Source organism: Tatumella ptyseos ATCC 33301 (genome assembly GCF_000735525.1).
Classification (GTDB): domain Bacteria; phylum Pseudomonadota; class Gammaproteobacteria; order Enterobacterales; family Enterobacteriaceae; genus Tatumella; species Tatumella ptyseos.
Window position 1 is genome coordinate 94250 of sequence record NZ_JMPR01000018.1, and the last position, 23204, is coordinate 117453.

General features: G+C 51.4%; 18 protein-coding genes. 11 read left to right on the top strand and 7 right to left on the bottom strand.

Translation table 11 applies throughout. The annotated features are described in order from the left end of the window. Positions 1-5: 5 nt before the first annotated feature. The gene (gene acs, locus GTPT_RS04710) at positions 6-1970 is read right to left on the bottom strand and encodes an acetate--CoA ligase (protein ID WP_029990545.1); all 1965 of its coding nucleotides are present in this window, start codon (positions 1968-1970) and stop codon (positions 6-8) included. A 510-nt stretch (positions 1971-2480) separates the two neighbouring features. Here acs and gltP point away from each other — a divergent pair. From gltP to yncE, 3 genes are all read left to right on the top strand, one after another. Further along, a complete protein-coding gene (gene gltP / locus GTPT_RS04715) occupies positions 2481-3791 on the top strand; it encodes a glutamate/aspartate:proton symporter GltP (protein WP_025901033.1) in 1311 nt (436 codons plus the stop codon). Positions 3792-3950: 159 nt separating this feature from the next. Further along, positions 3951-4865 (top strand): N-acetylmuramic acid 6-phosphate etherase, encoded by a 915-nt coding sequence (gene murQ / locus GTPT_RS04720; protein WP_029990547.1) that lies wholly within the window; start codon positions 3951-3953, stop codon positions 4863-4865. Positions 4866-5103: 238 nt separating this feature from the next. After that, on the top strand, positions 5104-6147 hold the full coding sequence (gene yncE, locus GTPT_RS04725) for a 7-bladed beta-propeller protein YncE (protein WP_029990550.1): 1044 nt from the start codon (positions 5104-5106) through the stop codon (positions 6145-6147). A 37-nt stretch (positions 6148-6184) separates the two neighbouring features. On the opposite strand, the gene GTPT_RS04730 is transcribed toward yncE, so the two are convergent. Next, positions 6185-7096, bottom strand: coding sequence for a ParB/Srx family N-terminal domain-containing protein (locus GTPT_RS04730; RefSeq protein ID WP_038010979.1), 912 nt, complete (start codon positions 7094-7096; stop codon positions 6185-6187). A gap of 222 nt (positions 7097-7318) precedes the next feature. Then, a complete protein-coding gene (gene sbmA / locus GTPT_RS04735) occupies positions 7319-8554 on the bottom strand; it encodes a peptide antibiotic transporter SbmA (protein ID WP_025901037.1) in 1236 nt (411 codons plus the stop codon). Positions 8555-8856: 302 nt separating this feature from the next. On the opposite strand from sbmA, the gene GTPT_RS04740 reads away from it, so the two are divergent. From GTPT_RS04740 to GTPT_RS04750, 3 genes are read left to right on the top strand one after another with little or no spacing between them, the layout of a single operon-like run. After that, positions 8857-9594 carry a gluconate 2-dehydrogenase subunit 3 family protein gene (locus GTPT_RS04740; protein WP_025901038.1) on the top strand — a complete coding sequence of 246 codons (738 nt, stop codon included), beginning with the start codon at positions 8857-8859 and terminating at the stop codon, positions 9592-9594. Between the two features lie 2 nt (positions 9595-9596). Further along, the gene (locus tag GTPT_RS04745; RefSeq protein WP_025901039.1) at positions 9597-11381 is read left to right on the top strand and encodes a GMC family oxidoreductase; all 1785 of its coding nucleotides are present in this window, start codon (positions 9597-9599) and stop codon (positions 11379-11381) included. 12 nt (positions 11382-11393) lie between these two features. Further along, a complete protein-coding gene (locus GTPT_RS04750) occupies positions 11394-12716 on the top strand; it encodes a c-type cytochrome (protein WP_025901040.1) in 1323 nt (440 codons plus the stop codon). A gap of 68 nt (positions 12717-12784) precedes the next feature. On the opposite strand, the gene GTPT_RS04755 is transcribed toward GTPT_RS04750, so the two are convergent. Together GTPT_RS04755 and GTPT_RS04760 are read right to left on the bottom strand one after the other, a co-directional pair. Beyond that, complete coding sequence (locus GTPT_RS04755) at positions 12785-14194, bottom strand: MFS transporter (protein WP_029990553.1); 1410 nt, start codon at positions 14192-14194, stop codon at positions 12785-12787. Between the two features lie 222 nt (positions 14195-14416). Continuing rightward, on the bottom strand, positions 14417-15289 hold the full coding sequence (locus GTPT_RS04760; RefSeq protein ID WP_029990555.1) for a nucleoside-specific channel-forming protein Tsx: 873 nt from the start codon (positions 15287-15289) through the stop codon (positions 14417-14419). A gap of 440 nt (positions 15290-15729) precedes the next feature. Between GTPT_RS04760 and GTPT_RS04765 the strand changes: the two genes are divergently transcribed. From GTPT_RS04765 to GTPT_RS04775, 3 genes are all read left to right on the top strand, one after another. After that, positions 15730-16203, top strand: a complete 474-nt coding sequence (locus GTPT_RS04765) for an OsmC family protein (protein ID WP_029990557.1) — start codon at positions 15730-15732, stop codon at positions 16201-16203. A 38-nt stretch (positions 16204-16241) separates the two neighbouring features. Then, positions 16242-17138 (top strand): LysR family transcriptional regulator, encoded by an 897-nt coding sequence (locus GTPT_RS04770; RefSeq protein WP_029990559.1) that lies wholly within the window; start codon positions 16242-16244, stop codon positions 17136-17138. Positions 17139-17252: 114 nt separating this feature from the next. Further along, positions 17253-18458: an MFS transporter gene (locus GTPT_RS04775; protein ID WP_029990560.1), complete on the top strand. Its 1206-nt coding sequence runs from the start codon at positions 17253-17255 to the stop codon at positions 18456-18458. A 35-nt stretch (positions 18459-18493) separates the two neighbouring features. Here GTPT_RS04775 and GTPT_RS04780 read toward each other — a convergent pair whose 3' ends face one another. Then, on the bottom strand, positions 18494-19963 hold the full coding sequence (locus tag GTPT_RS04780; RefSeq protein WP_029990561.1) for a peptide MFS transporter: 1470 nt from the start codon (positions 19961-19963) through the stop codon (positions 18494-18496). A 490-nt stretch (positions 19964-20453) separates the two neighbouring features. On the opposite strand from GTPT_RS04780, the gene GTPT_RS04790 reads away from it, so the two are divergent. Both GTPT_RS04790 and GTPT_RS04795 read left to right on the top strand, forming a co-directional pair. Further along, positions 20454-21152: an EAL domain-containing protein gene (locus GTPT_RS04790; RefSeq protein WP_029990562.1), complete on the top strand. Its 699-nt coding sequence runs from the start codon at positions 20454-20456 to the stop codon at positions 21150-21152. 141 nt (positions 21153-21293) lie between these two features. Next, positions 21294-22001: a PilZ domain-containing protein gene (locus GTPT_RS04795; protein WP_029990563.1), complete on the top strand. Its 708-nt coding sequence runs from the start codon at positions 21294-21296 to the stop codon at positions 21999-22001. Between the two features lie 132 nt (positions 22002-22133). Here the strand turns inward: GTPT_RS04795 and GTPT_RS04800 are convergent, their stop codons facing one another. Next, positions 22134-23195: a fimbrial protein gene (locus GTPT_RS04800; protein ID WP_029990564.1), complete on the bottom strand. Its 1062-nt coding sequence runs from the start codon at positions 23193-23195 to the stop codon at positions 22134-22136. Positions 23196-23204: the final 9 nt, after the last annotated feature.

The following is a 23204-nucleotide window of genomic DNA, read 5'->3' on the forward strand; positions in this document are numbered from 1 at the left end:
TGGTTTCAGCCCTTGCCGGGCAGGTTAATCGTCTGTTGTTCTTCCAGTAATCTCTCAACGACCCCCGGGTCTGCCAGCGTGGATGTGTCGCCAAGCCCTGAGGTTTCTCCGGCCGCAATCTTACGCAGGATCCTGCGCATAATTTTCCCTGACCGGGTTTTCGGTAACATCTCCGCCCAGTGTAAAACATCCGGAGTCGCTAGCGGGCCGATTTCTTTACGTACCCACTGGCGGACGTCTGTATAGAGTTCCGGTGTCGGCTCTTCGCCGGCATTGAGCGTAACATACGCATAGATGGCCTGGCCCTTGATGGCATGAGGGATCCCGACAACGGCGGCCTCGGCAATTTTAGGATGTGACACCAGGGCAGATTCGATCTCTGCCGTGCCCAGACGGTGGCCGGAAACATTTAACACATCATCCACCCGCCCGGTGATCCAGTAGTCCCCGTCGGCATCACGGCGTGCACCGTCACCACTGAAGTAACAATTTCTGAAGGCCGAGAAATAGGTTTGTTCAAAGCGGGCATGGTCGCCGAACAGCGTCCGGGCCTGGCCTGGCCAGGAATCAGTGATCACCAGATTCCCTTCACAGGCGCCTTCCAGCGGAACCCCGTCGTTATCCAGCAAGGCCGGCTGTACACCAAAGAACGGACGTGTGGCCGACCCGGCTTTGAGTTCGGTTGCCCCGGGTAGCGGGGTGATCATTAAGCCGCCGGTTTCTGTCTGCCACCAGGTGTCGACAATCGGGCAATGACTGTTACCGATGGCGCGGTAATACCATTCCCAGGCTTCCGGGTTAATCGGCTCACCGACGGAGCCCAGAATACGCAGACTGTCACGCCGGGTGCCGGCAATGGCACTTTCCCCTTCGGCCATCAGCGCACGGATAGCTGTGGGTGCGGTGTAGAGGATAGACACCTGATATTTGTCGACCACCTGGGCCATCCGGGCCGGTGTTGGCCAGTTAGGCACACCTTCAAACATCAGGGTGGTTGCACCACAGGCCAGCGGGCCGTAGACCAGATAGCTATGACCAGTGATCCAGCCGACATCTGCAGTACACCAGTAGATATCTTCCGGATGATAATCAAAGACATATTTAAAGGTCGTGGCTGCGTATACCAGATATCCGCCGGTCGTATGCAGAACGCCTTTGGGTTTCCCTGTAGAACCCGAGGTGTAGAGGATGAATAGCGGATCTTCGGCATTGACCGGCACCGGGGTGTGTTCTGCATCGGCAGACGCCATCAGCTCATGCCACCAGAGATCCCGCCCGGTCAGCCATTCGCCCGGGGCGCCGGTACGTTTGAAGACAATGACTTTTTCGGCGCTGGTGACCGTCGGGTTTTTCAGTGCTTCGTCGACGTTTTTCTTCAGCGGAATAGGACGTCCGGCACGGATACCTTCGTCTGCGGTGATCACTATTTTGGCGGCGCAGTCAGTGATACGTCCGGCAACGGCATCCGGCGAAAAACCGCCAAAAATGACGGTATGCACGGCACCGATACGGGCGCAGGCCAGCATTGCGATAGCGGCTTCAGGCACCATCGGCATATAAATGGCGACCACGTCCCCTTTTTGTACGTTCAGCGCCGTCAGCATATTCGCTGCGCGGCAAACCTGCTCATGCAGTTGACGGTAAGTCAGTTGCCGGCTCTGGCTGGCATCATCGCCTTCCCAGAGGATAGCGGTTTTATCCGGGTGAGTGGCCAGATGGCGGTCAATACAGTTAGCGGCAAGATTCAGTGTCCCGTCTTCATACCAACGGATACGTATATCACCCGGTGCAAAAGAGGTATTTTTTACTGTCTGATAAGGTGTGATCCAGTCGAGGATGTGGCCCTGTCGACCCCAAAAAATATCCGGTTGTTCCACGGACTGCTGATACATCGCGGTATATTGCTCGGCATTAATCAACGCGTTGGCGGCAATTTCCGGGGATATCGGGTGCTTATCATGGTGGCTCATAGCAGGTTTCCACGTCTGTTTGTTGGTTTTATGGTTATACAATTTTGTTTAGATGGTGTTAAAAAAATGTGTTGTATTTGAGTTGCTGATCACGCAGCGGAGAAAAGTCGGATTATCAGGCGGTAACTCCCTGAACTATAAAGTAACGATTGAAAGTAACAGTTATTACCTTTTCCTATGAATCACTCTGTAAATCTATAAGATTTATGAAATTTATTGTCGTGATGATCGGACAATGAGACGGGGATTTGCAGTGGATTATCTCTTTTTATAACAGTTAGTTATATAAAAACTGAAGATCCTGAATGACCTTTTCGGGTTAAGTTAACTTTTTACAGATTTCGGAATAAGGTTGCCAGAACCGGGGTGAAAATGGTACTTATCTCACTCTTATGCAGGGTGTTATGTGTTTTTTCCCACGGAAAAGAGCTGTTTTACCCGGTGTTTGTTCACTTCACTGAGTAGTTTTTTGCTGAAAAGCGAAAAGGAAGTCTGACTAAGGAATTAAAAATGAAAAAAGGCATAAAGATTAGTCTTGCCTGGCAAATACTGATTGCACTGATTTTAGGTATTGTAGCGGGTACCGTTTTGCATAATCAGCCTGAATACCGTGACTGGTTAATCCTCAATATTCTGAAACCGGCCGGTGATATTTTTATTCATCTGATTAAGATGATTGTTGTTCCTATTGTGGTTTCTTCACTGATTATCGGTATTGCCGGTGTCGGTGATGCTAAAAAGCTGGGGCGGATCGGCGTTAAAACGATCCTCTATTTTGAGATAATCACCACAGTTGCCATTATCCTTGGGATCACGCTGGCTAATGTGTTCCATCCGGGCGCGGGCATCGATATGTCAACGCTGACCACGACGGATATCTCTAAATACGAGGCGACCACCCAACAGGTAGAAAGTGGTGCGCACAGCCTGGTCAGCACTATCTTATCCATTATCCCGCAGAACATTTTTGTGTCGCTGGTGAATGGCGATATGCTGGCCATTATTTTCTTCTCTGTACTGTTTGGCATGGGGCTGTCTGCGCTGCCTGCGGAACAACGTGACCCTCTGGTCTCTGTGTTCCGTGGCGTGTCTGAAACCATGTTCAAAGTGACGAATATGATCATGCGCTATGCACCGGTGGGTGTTTTTGCCCTGATCACCGTCACACTGGCGAATTTTGGTTTTGCCTCACTGCTGCCGCTGGCAAAGCTGGTCGGTCTGGTGTACGTGGCCATTTTACTGTTCGCCTTTGTGGTTCTGGGGATCGTCGCCAGGATTTGCGGACTGCGCATTATGACGATTATGCGCATCCTTAAAGATGAACTGATCCTCGCTTATTCCACCTCGAGTTCAGAGACGGTACTGCCACGGATCATGGAAAAGATGGAGGCCTATGGTGCGCCAAAGTCAATTACCAGCTTTGTGGTGCCGACGGGTTATTCTTTTAACCTGGATGGTTCGACGCTGTATCAGAGTATTGCTGCCATCTTTATCGCGCAGTTGTATGGTATCGATTTATCGCTGACCAGCGAAATTGTCCTGGTGCTGACCCTGATGGTGACCTCGAAAGGTATTGCCGGTGTGCCGGGCGTATCCTTTGTGGTACTGCTGGCGACCCTGGGCAGTGTGGGTATCCCGCTCGAAGGGCTGGCCTTTATTGCCGGGGTTGACCGTATTATGGATATGGCGCGTACCGCCCTCAATGTCGTGGGTAATGCACTGGCAGTATTAGTGATTTCCCGCTGGGAAGGGCAGTTCGATACTGAAAAAGCCTTAGCCTATGAGCAAAAAATGAAGGCGCATCAGCTGGCTAACGACTAAGCACTGTTTGTTTGTCCCGGCTCTCTGCCCGGTCCTGCCGGTGCAGAGAGCCGCTTTCCTGAATATCCCCGGTATGACCTCCCTGTGCTGAACGGCACTTTTCCCTCTGCGATGCATGTTTTATGATGCGGGCTGTCCTGACCTCATTCCGGAGTCATTATGACCCTCAATCTGAACGCCCTGATTACGGAAAGCCGTAATCCTGCCAGTGAAAATATTGACCAGTTGTCGACAGAAGAGATGCTGGCAGTGATCAACCAGGAAGATAAGAAAGTGGCCCTGGCCGTGGAAGCGATATTGCCGCAGATTGCCCGGGCCGTTGATGCTATTACACAGGCATTTTCCCGCGGTGGCCGGTTAATTTATTGCGGTGCCGGTACCTCAGGCAGGTTAGGGATCCTTGATGCAAGTGAGTGCCCGCCAACCTTCGGTACCCCGCACGAGCAGGTGGTGGGCCTGATTGCGGGCGGGAAACCGGCTATCCTGAAAGCGGTAGAGAATGCAGAAGATAACGACAGCCAGGGTCGCGCAGATTTAGAGGCCATCGGTTTTACTGCCAGCGATATTCTGGTGGGTATTGCGGCCAGCGGCAGGACGCCCTATGTTCTCGGGGCAATGGCTTATGCGGCCCGTTGTGGCGCGAAAACCGTGGCCCTGAGCTGTAATCCTGACAGCGAAATGGCAGAGCGGGCAGATATCGCCCTGACGCCGGTGGTCGGGCCGGAAGTCGTTACCGGGTCGTCGCGAATGAAAGCAGGAACCGCACAAAAACTGGTCCTGAATATGCTGACCACCGGGGCGATGATCCGCCGGGGAAAAGTCTTCGGTAATCTGATGGTGGATGTCGAGGCAACCAATGCCAAACTGGTCAAACGGCAGGTCAACATTGTGATGCAGGCTACCGATTGCACAGGCTCTGAAGCGGAGCAGGCACTCACTGACTGCAATGGCCACTGCAAAACCGCTATCCTGATGATCCTGGCGGGCCTGACAGCAACACAGGCCGCAGAACTGCTGACAGCACATCAGGGATTTATACGCCCCGCACTGACGGCGGCGGCAGAAAAACACTGATTTTCACTCCCATACCTACCGGCAGAAGGTTCTGTCGGTAAGTGACCATTCACTCTCTTATCTTCTCTTTCGCTGTATTCTGACGGTCTCCTGGTAGCGGATAAAAAGCTGTTCATTTAAAGTGTAAATGATTATCCTTATCATAAAGAAAATCATTTATTACCCCTGGCAGCGGAAAAGGATAGCCTCCGCAGAAGTCCGGTCATACGTCGTTTATTACTCTGGAGATACTTACAACATGATGGCTCATCAGACGTTTTTCCGCCCTCTGGTGCTGGTAGCAGCACTGTTTTCCGCAGGCAGCTTTGCAGCCCAACCGGTTTCCACCCTCCATCAGCCGGTCGGAAAGGGACTCTATGAACTTGCCTACAGTCAGACGGGGAATGCGCTTTATGTTTCAGGCGCTCAGGGACGTGACGAACAGGGCGGAGTTGTCTACCGGCTGGACCCGCAGGACTTAAAAACAACTCAAACCCTGAAAAGCCAGTATAAGCCTTTTGGGATGGCACTGGATGCGCGTACCGGTATCCTCTACCTCGGTAACAGCCGCGAAAGTTCGCTGACCTCCATTGATACCCGCAGTGGCGAACAACTGAAACACCTGGTGCTGGATAGCCGTCAGCGCAGTGAGACGGTCAGACCGCTGCAGATCCGTGAAATCGCGATTGATACGGAAAACGACCGTCTTTATATCCCGGGGGTCGGTGCGGACAGTGTGGTCTGGGTGGTTGATGCGAAGAACCTGACGCTGCTGAATACCATCGAACATACCGGCAAACTGGGGGCCGGTGTTGCGCTGGATAGCGCCCGTCATCGGCTGTACATCTCTAACGCCGACGGCGAGCTGGTCGTGATCAACACAACGACTCAGCGTATTGAAAAGAAAGAGAAACTCATCGAGAAAGGCGACAGTGCGCTGCTGAATATTGCATCAGACCCGGCGGGCCATCGTCTGTTTATTGCTGATTATAAGCAACCCGGGGTACTGGTGGTGGATACCCGTACCGATAAAGTGATCGAGAAAATTACTGTCCCGGAATCCCTGTCTGTGCTGTATAACCCGCAGCGCCATCAGCTGTATGTGACCCACCGGCAGGCCGGTACGGTCAGCATTATTAATACCCAAAATTACCAGCCGGAACAGACCGTGAAAACCCCGGGGCTGCCTAACAGTCTGGCGCTGTCCGCCGACGGTAAGAGCCTGTTTGTTACCGTGAAACAGCCGGCTTCCCGTGAGAAACCGGCAACGGCACCGGATGAAGTGATGCGTATTACTCTGTAATCGCCTGAACAGGGGGCGGGTCCCCCTGTTTTTCCTCTCAGGATGTCGCCCGCTCCCCGAATAACACCGACAGTTTCCCGCCTTTCTCACTCAGCTTATCGAGTTTTTTCACATTAACTTTATCCAGCTTACCTGACTGACCGAGCGTCGGTGAGTCCGGGGATGCCGTCGTGTGTTCCGACCCGCTGGCATTCACTAATGCATTGGCGGCACGGGCAAGGTATGCGGCATAGCCGGCTTTGGTTTTCAGCTCTCCGGGTCTCACCGGCTGATGATGGCGTAGCCAGTCACCTAAGTAAAACTCCAGGAACGGCGGGGCATTTTTCGGTTTCTTATACGCCACAGAGCGGAGAAAATAGATCACCGAGCGGTACGTATCGTCCGCCATAAATTGCATGCCGACCTGTGCCGGTAAATCTGCTGGCTTAACACGCTTTCCTGCCGGATCGTTCAGCCAGGCCTGATTATGCTGTTCCATCCATTGCCAGAAGGCCGCCATATCCGGCAACTGACTGAGATCGTTAGTAATACGGACACTGAAGGTAAAGTTCTGATCACCGGCAATGTCACGGAAAATACTGATCGTATGATGTCCGTCGGTCAGATAGACCTGATGATCCGGGGCTATGACCGCACTCTTTACCGCGTCAGGGTAAGTGCCATACGGCGACTGACAGGTGAAACTGCCGGGTCGGGTGATCGCAGAGTGGGTGTTATATTGCCTGACTTTGCCTGCGCCGTTATTCTCACAAAATTCTGTGAATAATTTGGCAGGGTCGGCCTTATCAAGGGCAATTTTGTAGTTTATTTCATCATACCCCACGGCAGACTGGGTGGGATGGATAGCGTTGACCGGAAGTTGTTTTATCGTGGTTTCTGCCGCCATACTTTGTACGGACAGGACGCTGGTCAGCAGGCCCGACAGACAGACGAATAGGGCTCGATTCATTCGGTGATCCTCGGTAAAAAGGCGGGATGATAAACAGGTAACCGCGGGTGGATGTCCGCGGTATCATTCAGGCTTTCTGCGGTCACTCTGACGCATTCTGCGGCCTGACCCCCGGGGATCCTCATACCCTTGTTACCGTGCTTTTTATTATAAAATGGCGACAACGGGCCGGGAAGCGATAAGCCGCGTACCCGACCCTGGGGGCGGGTACGCGGTCTGCCGTTATTCTGCGGCGTCGTTCATCATTTCATCATGCGGTTTGTTCTGCAGGATCTGTTCGAAACTCCGCAGACGTTTATAGATAGACATCAGCTCTACCAGGGTTGACCAGGAATTGATCAGATACTGGAATGAAGATCGCACCTGGTCAAAGACATTAGAGACCTGGTTCATGATCCCCAGCGTAATGGTCCCGGCAACAATGGACGGGAACAGCACAAACAGCCCGAACACATTATCGACCTGCAGATACAGAATACGGGTGATATTAAAGTACAGGTAGTGGAAGTAGAGCCGGAAGTAATTGTAGCGGACCTGACTGAACAGCTCATGGACGGTAGGCGGTGTCGCCCGGTCGGCATGGTCTTCCCCGTAAATCAGTTCCTTACGGTAGGCCGCTTCAACCCGCTGATTACGGAATTCCAGACCCGGTAATTTAACGCCTACCACCGCCAGTAAACCGGTGCCAAACAGTGCCCACAGCAGAGCAATGATCACCAGCGCATACGGGATATTCCCCAATAGCGGAATATCTTTGACGTAGTGTGACAGCCCTACCAGCACCGGCAGGAAGGCGATAAGCGTCATAATGGCCTGAATAAAGCTCACGCCCCAACTCTCAAGCGTACCGGCAAAACGCATGGTATCTTCCTGCACACGCTGGGCGGCACCTTCGACATGACGCAGATGCTGCCAGTTAGCAATGTAATAGTTATTCATTGCTGTACGCCAGCGGAATACCCAGTGACTGATAAAGAAGGAGTTCATCACACCAATGACCACGGCCACCAGGGCGATCCCCAGGAAGGCAATGATCTCATCATAAAACACGGTGATCGGCACCGATCCCGCCTTGGTCAGTGCTTTCTGGATCAAATCACCAAAAGGACCGTACCAGGCATTGATAGCAACACCGACCTGAACGCCAAACCAGGTCGAAAAGATGATCAGGGCCGATCCCCAGACCGACCAGAGCTGCCACGGGTGGTTATCAATGGCGCGCCAGACCAGCGCAAAGAGTGCAGTGGCTATCCAGAAATAGAGATAGAACCAGAGCTGACTGAGATGTACGAAGCGGAAAACAGTATTCGGGAGCGGGCTGGCCGCCGCCTTTGCCAGTGCGGGAAAATGCATCGGCGCAGTTTCACCGAAACAGAACCAGCAGACGATGGTGATCAGACTCCATATTGCTGCACTGGTGAAAAAGGGACCCGGTCTGGGAAAGAAACATTTAAACATAACCACTCCATTATTAGTCTCATCCTGTTATAGCGCTAAACCCTGTTAACTGTCTGTTGGGGGATGTTTCTGACAGTGACAGACAGGATTGCATATCACTGTTTATGTAAAACATACCCGCCCGTTATGTTAATAAAATAGTAAATTAATGTTTTTATCTACTGAACCTTATGAATAACAGGTGTAGAATGTCGTAACTTGTTACCGGTAACACTGATTCGTTACGGTTATAGGTAACTCAAAAACATCACTAAAAACTTTAACATTTCATGCTGCATTATATGCGGTACTGAGGCAATGTCATGTCAGAACATAAGAATGGCCAATCGCGCAGGGACTTTTTATTAAGAACCATTACGCTTGCACCGGCAATGGCAGTGGGAAGCACCGCCATTGGTTCATTTGCATTAAGTCCTGCCGCGCAGGCAGCTGATAGTACCGCAAACGGGCAGTCGCTGCCCCGCGACTATCAGCCCACCTGGTTTACCGCAGAAGAATATGCGTTTATTAAAGCAGCGGTCGCTCACCTGATCCCGGCGGATGAACGTGGCCCCGGAGCCATCGAAGCGGGTGTACCCGAGTATATCGACCGTCAGATGAATACGCCGTATGCCACCGGGTCCAACTGGTATATGCAGGGCCCGTTTGCGCCGGATGCGCCAAAAGAACTGGGCTATCAGTTACCTCTGGTCCCGCGCCAGATTTACCGCCTGGGGCTGGCCGATGCGGACGCCTATAGTCAGCAACAGCACCAGAAAGTTTTTGCCGAATTAACCGCGGAACAGCAGGTAAGCCTGCTGAAAGCGTTTGAAAGTGGTGAGGCAGAGTTCAGCCACCTGCCGAGTAAGCTCTTTTTCTCCTACCTGTTACAGAATACCCGTGAAGGATTCTTCAGCGACCCTATCCATGGCGGTAATCAGGGCATGTCGGGCTGGAAACTGATTGGTTTCCCGGGCGCCCGTGCTGATTTTATGGACTGGGTAGAGCGCGGTGAGCATTACCCCTTCCCGCCGGTATCAATTCGTGGAGAAAGAGCGTAATCATGGCGAATGAAATGAAAAAAACAGATGTCGTTATTGTCGGTTTCGGCTGGGCCGGTGCGATTATGGCGAAAGAACTGACAGAAGCCGGACTCAACGTGGTTGCGCTGGAACGTGGCCCCCATCGGGATACCTATCCGGACGGTGCGTATCCGCAGTCCATTGATGAACTGACGTACAACGTGCGTAAGAAACTGTTCCAGGACCTGTCGAAGAGTACCGTCACTGTCCGGCATAATGCCTCGCAGACGGCGTTGCCTTATCGCCAGTTAAATGCGTTCCTGCCTGGAACCGGTACCGGAGGCGCCGGGCTGCACTGGTCAGGTTGTCACTTCCGTGTCGATCCGGTGGAATTACGCCTTCGCAGCCATTATGAAGAGCGTTATGGCAAAGACTTTATCCCTGAAGGAATGACAATTCAGGATTTCGGTGTCAGCTATGATGAGCTGGAGCCATTTTTTGATAAAGCCGAAAAGGTATTCGGTACTTCCGGTACCGCCTGGACCGTTAACGGCAAAGTGGTGGGTAAAGGGAAAGGCGGAAACCCGTACGCTGCTGACCGTTCGGATAACTTTCCGCTGAAGGCACAGGAACGGACCTACTCAGCCCAGTTGTTCGCGGCAGCGTCGGAGTCTGTGGGGTATCATCCTTATGATATGCCTTCGGCGAATACCTCTGGTCCGTACACCAATACCTATGGCGCGCAGATGGGGCCATGTAACTTCTGTGGTTACTGCAGCGGTTACGCCTGCTACATGTATTCGAAAGCCTCGCCTAACGTCAATATCTTACCGGCCCTGCGTCAGGAGCCTAAGTTTGAGCTGCGTAATGACTCTTATGTTCTGCGCGTCAATCTGACTGACGATAAGAAAAAAGCGACCGGCGTGACTTATCTGGATGCCAGCGGGCGTGAACAAGTCCAGCCAGCGGATCTGGTGATCCTGTCAGCTTTCCAGTTCCATAACGTTCACCTGATGCTCTTGTCAGGGATCGGCAAGCCGTATAACCCGATCACCAATGAAGGGGTGGTTGGCCGTAACTTTGCCTATCAGAATATTTCTACCCTGAAAGCGTTGTTTGATAAAAACACCACCACTAACCCGTTTATCGGCGCGGGCGGTGCGGGCGTGGCTATTGATGATTTTAACGCGGATAACTTTGACCATGGCCCGTACGGTTTTGTCGGTGGCTCCCCGATGTGGGTAAACCAGGCGGGCACCAAGCCGGTTTCCGGATTACCTACCCCTCCGGGGACGCCTGCCTGGGGAAGTGAGTGGAAAGCGGCCGTTGCGGAGACTTACACGCACCACGTTTCGATGGATGCTCATGGTGCACACCAGTCGTACCGGGTGAACTACCTGGATCTGGACCCGAATTATAAAGATGCCTACGGACAACCCTTGCTACGCATGACGTTCGACTGGCAGGACAATGACATCAAAATGTCAGAGTTTATGGTCTCTAAAATGCACAACATCGCCAAAGCCATGAACCCGAAACTGATTATGGGCGGTCCGAAAACCCCGGGAACGCACTTTGATACCACGGTGTATCAGACCACCCACATGAATGGCGGGGCCATTATGGGTGAAGATCCGAAAACCAGTGCTATCAACCGTTATCTGCAGAGCTGGGATGTGCCGAATGTCTTTGTACCGGGGGCCTCAGCCTTTCCTCAGGGGCTGGGTTATAACCCGACAGGACTGGTTGCTGCACTGACCTACTGGTCGGCAAAAACGATCCGTGAGGTGTATCTGAAAAATCCGGGTCCGTTGGTACAGGCATAAGAGGCACAGACGATGAAAAAAAGACTATTAGCACTGGTGCTGAGCTCGCTGGCCTTTTCTGCCATGGCTGCTGATGAAAGCGGGCAGGATCTGGTGAAGCGCGGGGAATATCTGGCACGGGCCGGGGACTGTACGGCATGCCATACCAGCGAAGGCGGTCAGCCTTTTGCCGGCGGTCTGCCGATGAAGACACCGATCGGCACGATTTATTCCAGCAATATTACGCCGGATAAGACGTACGGTATCGGTAACTACACCTATGATGATTTCCAGAAAGCTGTGCGTCAGGGGATTGCGAAAAACGGTGAAACGCTCTATCCCGCGATGCCTTACCCGTCCTATGCGGTGGTGAGCGATGATGATATGCATGCTCTGTACGCCTATTTTATGCAGGGTGTCCAGCCGGTGAGTGAACCGGATAAGGCGAGTGATATTCCATGGCCACTTTCTATGCGCTGGCCACTGGCCATCTGGCGGCATATGTTTGCTCCTGACGTCAAACCTGCCGTCGCAGCACCAGGTGAAGACCCTGAACTGGCCCGCGGGCGTTATCTGGTGGAAGGGCTGGGGCACTGTGGTGCCTGCCATACGCCACGGGCCATCACCATGCAGGAAAAAGCGCTCAATAACAGTGAGGGTGACCTCTTCCTGTCGGGCAGCAGTTCCCCGATAGATGGCTGGAATGCCAGCGATTTACGCGGGGATAACCGTGAAGGTCTGGGCCGCTGGAGTACCGACGATATTGCACAATTCCTGCGTTATGGCCGCAATGATCATACCGCTGCTTTTGGCGGGATGACCGACGTGGTACAGCACAGTCTGCAATATATGAGTCAGGACGATATTCAGGCGATTGCCCGTTATCTGAAGTCACTCAGCCCGCAGGATCCTAAGCAGCCGGCATTCACTGCGGATGATTCGGTGGCTCAGGCGCTGCTGAAAGGGGATGACTCTATGACCGGCGCCGCGTCCTATGTTGACAGTTGTGCTGCCTGCCATAAAACAGACGGTACAGGCTACCAGCGTTTCTTCCCGGCCCTGAAAGGGAATCCGGTGGTATTAGCGAAGGATCCGACATCGCTTATTCATATCATTCTTACCGGAGATACGCTGCCGGGTGTGCAAGGCGCACCTTCTGCCATCACCATGCCAGCGTTTGGCTGGCGTCTGAATGATCAGAAAGTCGCTGATGTGGTTAACTTTATCCGCAGCAGCTGGGGGAATAACGCTTCTTCCGGCGTGACCGCAAGCCAGGTGGCTGATATCAGGAACTCGGAATTTGTTCGGGGCCATCAGGGCGGGGCGACGATAAAAGACCTGGAAAAACAGCAGTAACCTCGTGGTAAGTGAGTGAGGAATAAAACGGGTGGCAGTGATGCCGCCCGTTTTTTATGGCGTACAGATCAGATATTTTCTAAATCCAGCCCACGGGTTTTCGGCCCGAAAATGCCGACAGAGAGCATGACCATCAGCATACTGAGGATAATGAAGATGATCACTCCCTGGCTTCCGGCGTAGGCCAGAATAGAGCCTATCATGACACTACTGAACACCGTCGATAAGCGGCTGAACGAGTAGCAGAACCCGACCGCACGTGCGCGGATATGGGTAGGGAATATCTCGGTCTGGTAAGAGTGGTAACTGAAGGTCAGCCAGGCGTTTGAGTAAGTGATCATAAATCCGCAAAGGATCAGCAGCACAGGTTGCGTCACCAACGCAAACAGTGTGCCGAAGACAACCGTCATCAGCGAGGAGAGGACAATCTGCCATTTGTTTTCTATTTTATCGGCATAGCGACTGCACAGTAACGACCCCAGCGGGTAAGCCAGAGTGATAAAGAAAGAGTAAAGCAGGCTATGGGTCAGGGTTGTGCCTTTGCCGGAAAGCAGGGCCGGTAACCAGTTTCCGAAGCCAAAAAATCCAATCGACTGGAAAAAGTTCATCACGACCAGCATCAGTGTTCTTTTACGCCATTGCGGAGCCCAGATCTCACGGAATTTTCCCTGTACCGGGGGTTTGATACCTGCGGTGTCCGCGCGGAAGTCAGTGACCGGAGTCATACCGCAACGTTTTTCCATGTCACTGAGCACCTGATGTGCTTCCTGATGGCGTCCCTGCTGTGCCAGCCAGCGGGCAGACTCCGGCAGATTACGCCGGATACTCCAGATAATCAGCGAACAGACGGCTCCGGCAATAATTACCCATCGCCATCCTTCCAGAGTCAGAAACGTTTGCGGGATAAGCCACCAGGACATGATGGCCACAACAGGAACGGAAAGAAACTGGATAAAGAAGGAGAAAGCGAAAGCCCGGCTACGTAAATGTGCAGGCATCCATTCCGAGAGATAGGTATCAATAGTCACAAGTTCGACCCCCAGCCCAACACCGACCAGCAAACGACAAAGAATGATCCCTTCAGCACTGTGCTGGAAGGCCATGAGCAGAGAAAATACCCCGTACCAGGCCAGTGCACACATAAAGGTCAGCCGGCGGCCAAATTTGTCTGCATATTTGGCCAGTAAACTGGCACCCAAAAATAAGCCGAGGAAGGTGACAGAAGCAAAGGCCGCCTGATCAGATATTCCAAAAACACCTTCATGACCCGTATGAAATATCTTTTCTGCCAGTAAACCTGAACTAATATACCCTGTTTCAAATAAATCGTAGAGTTCAAAGAATCCGCCGAGGGCTAAAAGCGAAATAAAACACCAGAGGCTTTTGCTTGCCGGCAATGCATCAATGCGTCCGGCGATTGTCGTATTATTGCTATCGGGGGTGGCAGATAAATCTGCTTTACTCAAAGACGATGACATAAATCATTTAACCTCGGGCTTACTGTATTTGCAATTCTGCTTATCAACTATTTTTATAGGGAAGAAAGGATAAGCAGTGAACGAAAATCCAGAATAGACGAAGGAAATAAAAAAGACGAGGGTAATTTTTTAGTGATTAACCGTAATAATAGCGGGGAGATGTTCCGCGAAATATTTTCGCGGAACAATACCGTTATCAATAATAACGGAGGACGGGATTAATCAGAAACTATATCCGACGACTGCATAGTATCCCCAACCGGTATTCCGTGTTGAGAAGTCACCCTGACCAAAGTTAAGCGTTGAACCATCGGCCCATTGCCCGCCGTTATGGAAATAACGGGCCACCAGAGAGTAATGCAGGTGGTTATAGGACAGTGACAAGATATGGCTGGAAGCAACGGAGTTACCGGTACGCACAGGGCCAGCCTTCTCACCCAGATCAGAGTCCCAGTCGACATTAGTAAAACCAATGTAGGAGAGGTTTCCGCCCCACAGAGTGGTCAGTGGTAACATGTATTTAATTTTAAAACGGTAGCCATCCCAGCTATTTTCATTCGCCGCACCGTAGTTCTGCCATTGATATTTCGCGTAAACGTTCATGGATAATGCCAGCTTAGTGCCGGTATCAATATCGGTACCCAGACCCATATACCAGGTATTCTGGCGATTGGCATTATTCGGGCCCATATCGTAAATATAGTTATTAGCGAAATACCATTCTTTAAACGGACCAAATGCCAGGCTGGTGCCGGTCAGTTTATCAATAGAAAAGCGAGGTTCAATTTCCATAAACATCGGTGAACCCTTGCGTCTGTCCCAGATGCCGTTGTCATTGCCATTTCCGGTGCCGAAAAATTTTGGCAAATCAACATACCCATAAAAATCAAACCAGTCTTTATGAGCAAAGGCTTCATATTCCAGGTAGAGATCATTATTTAACTGAGGTCCGAAACGGGTGTGATAACTGCCAACGACATTGACACTCTGATGCCACCAGTCAGACACATAGGTCGGTGAGGTGTCTGCAGCATACGTATGGCCAGTCACAGAGCCAGCCAGAAGTGTTGCTGCCATCATTATTTTATATTTCATTTTATCGTCACCATTTGCTGAATACTGAAAGAGCGCATCTGAATACAGACGCAAAAAATGGAGTCAAACCAGATGCATAAGGCTGATAAACCGTGTTAACCCGGAATGATCATGCCGGATATCATACGTTAGTAAATGGAGAATCTTCATAGTTGTTATAATTTGTTTCATTTTTTAGCAAATATAATGTGACCTGAGTCACATTATTGTCCTCTTTCCGGGGAGGAAGGGGATAACTCCACGGAGCCGCTTTACAAAAAAATGCGATATTTCCGGCCTGTCGGGGTGGGAAGCAGGGCCGGGCAGGGATCCTGCAGCATGTCATCAGGATGACTCCGGATAAATCACTTTCCGGAAAATCGCATAAGAAAGTATGATGTTTTAATACGGATGGCCGGGGTCAGAGGCTGTCGCCTGAAGCAAAGCTAACGGGGATCATTATGGCAGCAAGACAGCATCATTACCGTGTGACAGTTCGCTGGACCGGGAATCGTGGCGAGGGGACATCATCTTATAAAGCCTATGGACGTGACGGGGAGTTACAGGCTGAAGGGCGGGAGCCGATTGCGTTAAGTGCCGACCCTGCTTTCCGGGGGGATAATAGCCGCTGGAATCCCGAACAACTTCTGCTGGCGTCGGTTTCTGCCTGCCATAAATTGTGGTATCTGCACTTATGTGCAGATGCCGGTATCGTCGTGGAAGAGTATCAGGATGAGGCTGAAGGAACGATGGTGGAAGGGGTAAAAGGCCATTTTACCGGCATTATTCTGAAGCCGCGTATCCGCTTGCAGAATGATCAGGACAGGGATCGGGCGGCTCAACTCCACCACGCCGCGCATGATGCCTGCTTTATCGCAAACTCGGTGAACTTTCCGGTCGGGTGTCAGCCGGAATTTGTGGCCAGCGGCAGGTAATACCCTATATCCCCGCACGACGGATAACAGGATAACGTATGCAACAGGGTGAAAACCTGCAGGCGATGTATATTTTTGCCCGCGTAGTGGAACAACAAAGTTTCAGTCTGGCGGCGGGGGTATTGGGCATATCAACAGCCACAGTCAGCCGCGAAATCGCCGCACTGGAAAACCGTCTGGCGATGAAATTATTACACCGCACCACCCGCAAGGTGAGCGTCACGGAATGCGGGCTGCTTTATTATCGCTATTGCGAAAGCCTTAGCAGGCAGGTATCAGCGGCAGATGATTTCATTCACCGCATGCACAGTCAGCCTGCGGGACAGGTCAGGCTGGTCGCGCCGGTGACTTACGGGTGTCAGTGTATCGTCCCGGTGCTGCAACCCTTTATGCAGCAAAATATCCATGTGCGTGTCGATCTTGATCTGAACGACAGGGAACCGGACATGATCCACGACGATATTGACGTCGCGATCGTGGTTCGCCAGCGCCCACCGGATCAGGGGTTGTCACAGCCGCTCTCGGTGATCCCCTGGGGATTGTATGCGACGGAGGCCTATCTGGACAGGCATCCCGTACTGACGTCACCGGAGCAGCTTAGCCGTCACCAGTTACTGACCTTTCACGGGCCGGCCCATCAGGCTGCCCTCAGTTTCCGGAAAGAGAAAAAACGGATAGAAGTGAATGCGGTTAGCCGGTTCCGGGCCAATAACAGTATGGCATTATTAACCGCGGCCTGCGCCGGAGCGGGCATTGCCTGTCTGCCCTCCTACATGGTGCATCAGGCCCTGGCAGAAGGCACATTACGGCCGGTCCTGCCTGAATGGCAGTTGCCCGGGTACCATAGTTATCTGCTGCGAAAGGTCCAGGAGACGTTCTCTTCTCCGGTCACCCGGTTATGTGATTTACTGACTGAAAAGCTCAGAGACGCCTGATTATTGCAACAGTGCAATAATCAGGGGACAGCCGGTAAATATCTTCCGGCGGCTGTTCTTTCACTCTGCCTGACGTTACGCTTTCCTTTTCTATGAGCAAAGCAGGTTATTGAAATGGCAGACTATTCCGGCAATCTTTCAGAGGCAGATCCTCACTGGCAGCGTAATCTCTGGGTTTGTACCCTGGGATCTTTCAGCACACTGATTGCCATGACATTGCTGCTGCCTTTTCTTCCGCTGTATCTGCAGTCCTTAGGTGTTAAAGGTACGAGCAGTATCGCCCACTGGTCTGCGGTGGCCTATGGGGCAACCTTTCTCACGGCGGCATTGACGGCACCCTTATGGGGACGGCTGGCAGATAAATATGGCCGTAAACTGATGCTGATCAGGGCCAGCCTGGGGATGGCTGTTGCTATGTCACTGATGGGTATGGCAACAGCGCCCTGGCAACTGGTGGCTTTACGTTTACTGGCGGGTTTATTGGGGGGCTATGCTTCCGGTTCGATGATTCTGGTCGCAGCACAAACCCCGAAAGAGAAAACAGGTTATGCGATTGGCATCCTTTCCGGCGGGATCATGGCCGGAAATATCGTCGGTCCGCTGGCCGGAGGCATGCTTCCCGCCATTATCGGGATACGCGAAACCTTCCTGCTGACCGGGGGGATTATTTTTCTGGCCTTTCTGGGTACGCTGCTCTTGCTTAAAGAGGAACGCCAGCCGGCCAGGCATTCCCCGTCCCAGTCTGCGGTGCAGCAACCGGTACCTGTCACGGTGAAGGTAATGTGGGTGTCTGCGATGTTACTGATTTTCGCCACGATGTCTGTGGAACCGATCATTACCCTGTATGTTGCCAGCCTGATCTCTGATCTGACGCAGGCGACGTTGTTTACCGGGGTTATCATGGCGTCCACGGCCTTAGGCAGCATCATAGCGGCTCCGCGTATCGGCGCATTGGCTGACCGGACAGGGCACTGGCGTGTACTTTCCTGCGGTTTACTGATTTGCGGTGTTTTGCTGATCCCCCAGGCCTTTGTGACTGCGGTATGGCAACTGCTGGTGTTGCGTTTTCTGATGGGCCTGGCATTAGGGGGAATGCTGCCCTGTATCACTGCAATTATCCGCCATCATGCACCGGCCGGACAAACCGGTCGCTTACTCGGGTATTCCACGTCGGCACAATATATCGGTCAGGTCTGCGGGCCATTGTTTGGCGGTGTGGTCGCAGGTCAGGCAGGTATGCCGGCCGTTTTTTTGGGGACGGCGGTGATTATGCTGATAGCCTCAGGCATTAACACGGTCTGGTGTAAGAGAAGGGTATAAAAGACGACCCCGGCATTTGCCGGGGTCGGTCACACTCAGGCCTCTGTGCGGACCTGCGGGTTGATCATACGACGTAATAACGGGATAAGTACGGCGATCACCACGGCGGTGATCACTGAACCCCAGCCCAGCAGGTTAAAGACATGGCTGTAGCCCGGGTTGGTTGCCACAGGCGTGGTATTACTGTTATCCGGCATCATGCCGGAGAAATAGTCTGCCAGTACCGATGCCACACCGGTCACCATCATCCAGCTACCCATCATCAGCCCCTGATGCTGTTTCGGTGCCAGTTTTCCGATCATGGCATAGCCAATCGGGGAGATCAGCAGTTCGCCGATACTCTGCAGAATATAACTGATCACTATCCATTTGAACGCCATCAGACCATTACCGCCCGCCAGGGAGATCCCCACCGGTAAGACCAGCATACCCAGGCCGATAAACACCAGCGAAGAGGCAAACTGCAGTGGTATGTCAATCCGGTAACCTTTTTTACGCAGGCGGTTAAAGTACATCGCCATTAACGGACCACCGATCACAATAACGATGGTATTAATGTTCTGGATCCACTGCGGAGCGACTATCCAGCCATAGACATTCAGGTCAATATTATGTTCGGAGAACAGCATCAGTCCCATCGGCGCCAGCTGATACAGTGACCAGAAGACCAGAGAACCGAGCATCAGAATAAGGTAAGCCCCCATACGTGAACGCTCATCGGCCACCGGGTGTTTCAGTGTCATCAGGCACAGCAGGATAAAGATCAGACATCCGATAGCGATAACAAAATAGCTGCTGATAGCGGCATAGGTCAGCATCACACGAATAATCGGTAGCAGAACGACCAGGATAGCCACCCCGGCCAGCAGACGCTTCCGGTAGGTCGACGGGCTGACCTGCGTCAGCGGGGTGTTTTTGTCTTTCAGGTGAGGCCAGAACACCAGCGCTGCGATGATGGCGATAATGTTACCCAGCGAAGCAAACAGGAACAACGCTTTGTAATTTTCGCCCAGCTGATAATACCCTGCGACAGTAAACCCGATAAAAAAGCCCAGGTTCATCCCTGCATAGTTCCACAGGAAAGCGCTTTCCCGACGGTCATCTTCCGGCGCAAAACGCTGTGTCAGCATCATATTGAGGCAGGTCACATTCAGCCCGCTTCCGGTCAGGAACATGGCCAGTCCCCAATAAAGCCCGGTGACGCCGGCGCTGGCAATCAGATAACAGCCGATAACCTGCAACACCATCCCGAGGACAAACAGGTTACGGTTACTCAGATAGCGTCCCCCCAGGTATCCGCCAAACAGGTGAAGACCATAGTTAAACGCACCGAAAACGCCCATGATGGCATTCGCTGAGTCTTCGCTGAAGCCCAGTTTCTTTGTTGCGTACAGAACCAGTGTGGAATAGAGCACGGCAAAGCCGAGCGTAGAAAAAGTCTGGATGAAAAACAGAATGGCGGAACCGCTGATTTTCTCCGGTGTGGTTTTGACTGAAGCGTTCAACGCTTTCCCCTTATGATACAGATGTTGTGTAAATCTCTGGCGCGCACTGCAACAGCAGTGCACCGGACTTTTGTCAGGATTGTCAAAAAATGCCATCTTTCTGTAAAACTAACAACTATTAAATCTGATTATTTATGCATTAAATCCGGCACAATGCCCATAATCCCCTTAGCAAAGACGACTATTGGTGAATAAGCAGAATAAAATTCCGCCGACTTTTTGTTCGTTTATTTGTACGATGAAGTACGTTGAGGTGCTACTGTCCGGAACCCTGGTGACGAAAAATCCCGGGCTGAGCGTAAGGAAAAATTCATTGGTTTTAACTATCTGAATCAACGTTTTAATCGTTAACTTTTTTAATAAAAGGCCGGAATTCAGGGGGTTCAGCGTTATACTTTCCAGAGTAAACAAAGCGCTGAGTCTTTCATCTATGCCTTGCATGTCGTGCTGGAGATTCTGACCACTAAGCCATTTTCATCCCAGGTGAGTTATGTCCCCTTTACAGCTTGCTAATTTTTCAATCAATTTTGTTTTCCAGCCGATGTTTGGTAAAACCGGAGAGTTGTTAGCGGTTGAATGTTTATCGAGGATCACCGCCAACCACCAGGGGACAACAATCTCTCCGGAATTTTTTTTCCAAAGCGTCACTCCTGCCATGAGTATTGAGATCCTTAAGGCACAGATTGCTTTAATCGGGTCTTACCGTGACTGGTTTATTCGTCACAATGTGATTGTGACGGTGAATATCGATGATAAGTCACTGGACTTTGTGAACGAGCATTACCTGTCTGAAGGCAATGCGTTTGCGGGTTTTATCCATTTTGAAGTGAATGAATCTTCAGACAGTCTGGTACCTGAGTCTAACCAGGCCCCGGTATTCCATAAGCAGCGGACATTCTGGCTGGATGACTTTGGTTCCGGCCTTTCCGGATTCTCAGCTGTTTTCGATAATCAATTTCGTTATATTAAAATAGACCGATTTTTGTTCTGGAACTTTATGAGTAAGCCTGGCGGAAGCCAGCTGATGGGAGCGTTACTGAACTTCTTTTCATTAAATAATTGTAATGTGGTTGTCGAAGGTATTGAAACCGATCAGCATGAAAAATGGCTGTCTGAAATGCCGTACTATGCGTTACAAGGGAAGCTCTGGAAGGAGCTGACCATTGAAGAGTTGTGCTGCGCTGCCTGACAGAACCGCGGTATGACGTCTGTGGTGTCACAGGCGTGTGGCCTCTGTCTGCTATCTCATAAAGAGAGCAAGCCTTGTGAATACCTTCCTATTTTTATATGTTATTTTAAAGTTTCTCTTAAGTAAGAAGGCTTATCTCCTATGGCTGGTGTTAATACTGATCCGCAGACGCTCAGAAATGATCGTTTTGAACTGGTCGCAATCCTGCGTACCCTGCTGAAAGAAAAACATCGTTTTAGCCTCAGTTCTGAAGAGGGGCACGATTTCGAATTGCTACGTGTTGAATCCAGCCGTGTTTATCTGAGCCTCCCGCAAGCAGATTTTACCTTACCCGCAACTCTTGAACTCAGCGCAGAAGGGAGTGAAGCAAAAATTATTTTTACTCTGAATGCTGTCCGTCAGGAAGAAACCGCCGGGGGGACTGTACTGACCGGCGAGATCGGTAATGAGTTTAATTACTTTCAACGACGTATTAACCTGCGCGTTCCGCTGCCTTTATGGAAAAACTTTACCCTGACGTTGCCGCTTTCAGGGCTTAGTGCACCCCGACCCTTTATCATCTATGACTTTTCGGTCGGCGGATTAGGCGTTTACACACCGAAGCCGTTGTCAGAAAAAGCCAAAGTCGGCGCGGTATTTAAGAAAGCATTATTGTCTTTAGGAGAATACGGTGAGTTTAAAGCCAATATTGAGATTATTGCGCTCAGTGAACTTGAAGAAGAACTGCCGGAATACCCTGGCTATCAGCAACGGATGTCAGTCAGGTTTACGAATCTGTCACTGATAAATCAGCGTAATTTCCAGAAAATTGCCTATGCGTTCGAAGTCAATTTTAAGCGTAAGCGATAACCTGTCTCTGCCTCTTCCCTCCGATAACCGGAGAAGATTTCGGTTCCCCTCACACGACTGATAAACGACATACTCCGTTGCTTCTGCGACAGATAAGGCCTGGATGGCCCCGTGACGGGGCCGGAGTCAGGATTATTTAAACGTTATATTGACGGTGGCAGTGGTATTGAAAGTCCCTACTGTCGGGGAATTGGTGAGCCATTTCAGATAAGCAATATACCCGACCGGGATGGTTGTCGTAGAGCTGCTGGTGATCGCAGTTGTGGTGAAGGGGTAGACCTGACCAAAGACAAGCGGTGTCCCGGTATTACTTTGGCTCGTCAGATAAACGCCGATCCCGGGTTTCGTGGACGGAATGAGCAGAGTGGGGTCGCTGGTGCTGACATCGTTACTACTAAAACTGGCGACCAGTTGCTGACCCACGCAGCCCCCCCCGGACACATTTGCGGTGACCGTAAACGGTATGGTTTTCGCTATTTTGCCGACCGCGGAGGTTTCACGCATGACATTACCGAAATTGATATTTGACGGTGAAATAGTCACTGTCGGAGTACACTGTATCACACTGATATTATTGAAGTTAGTCAGGTTGGCGACATAGTTACTGTTTGGGGTGCTGTTAATGCCCAATACACCATCCACCTGAAATACGCCCGCGGTACCAATGTCTGTAAAGGTTGTTTGTGGTGCGACCCCGGTGGCTTTCAGGTAAATCGAAAAAGTAAAACTGATGGTCAGTGGTCTGGCCTGGCCGTACTTCGCATAATACGCGGAATCAAAAATCGTACCGCGCCCGACATCAATGGCTTTGGTCGCGACAGCGGTGTTAATAGAATCATAGTCTTTACCGTTGATCGTCACACCGACGCTCAGCGAAGGGTCTATTTTACTCAGACCACCCTGCGGGTTCCAATAGAGCCAGGCATCCTCTCCCCCCGGATAGCCTTGCATATCCCAGCAGGTAAAGGTGGCAGTATAGGTAGACGAACGCCATAAGACGTTACCGGCGGTAAAGTCTGATTTAGCAAAGGACACCGATCCAATCGGAAAACTTTGAGAAATAGAGCCTGTCGGTGACGGTGTGTCGGCGTAACTGCCCTGGCGGCAGGAGAGGGCGAAACTTTGCTGGCTGGCGAAAATCGCGCAGAGAACCAGCAAAGAGCCTAATAATTTTCGTAGGGTGTGCAGTGTCATTGCCTGGCT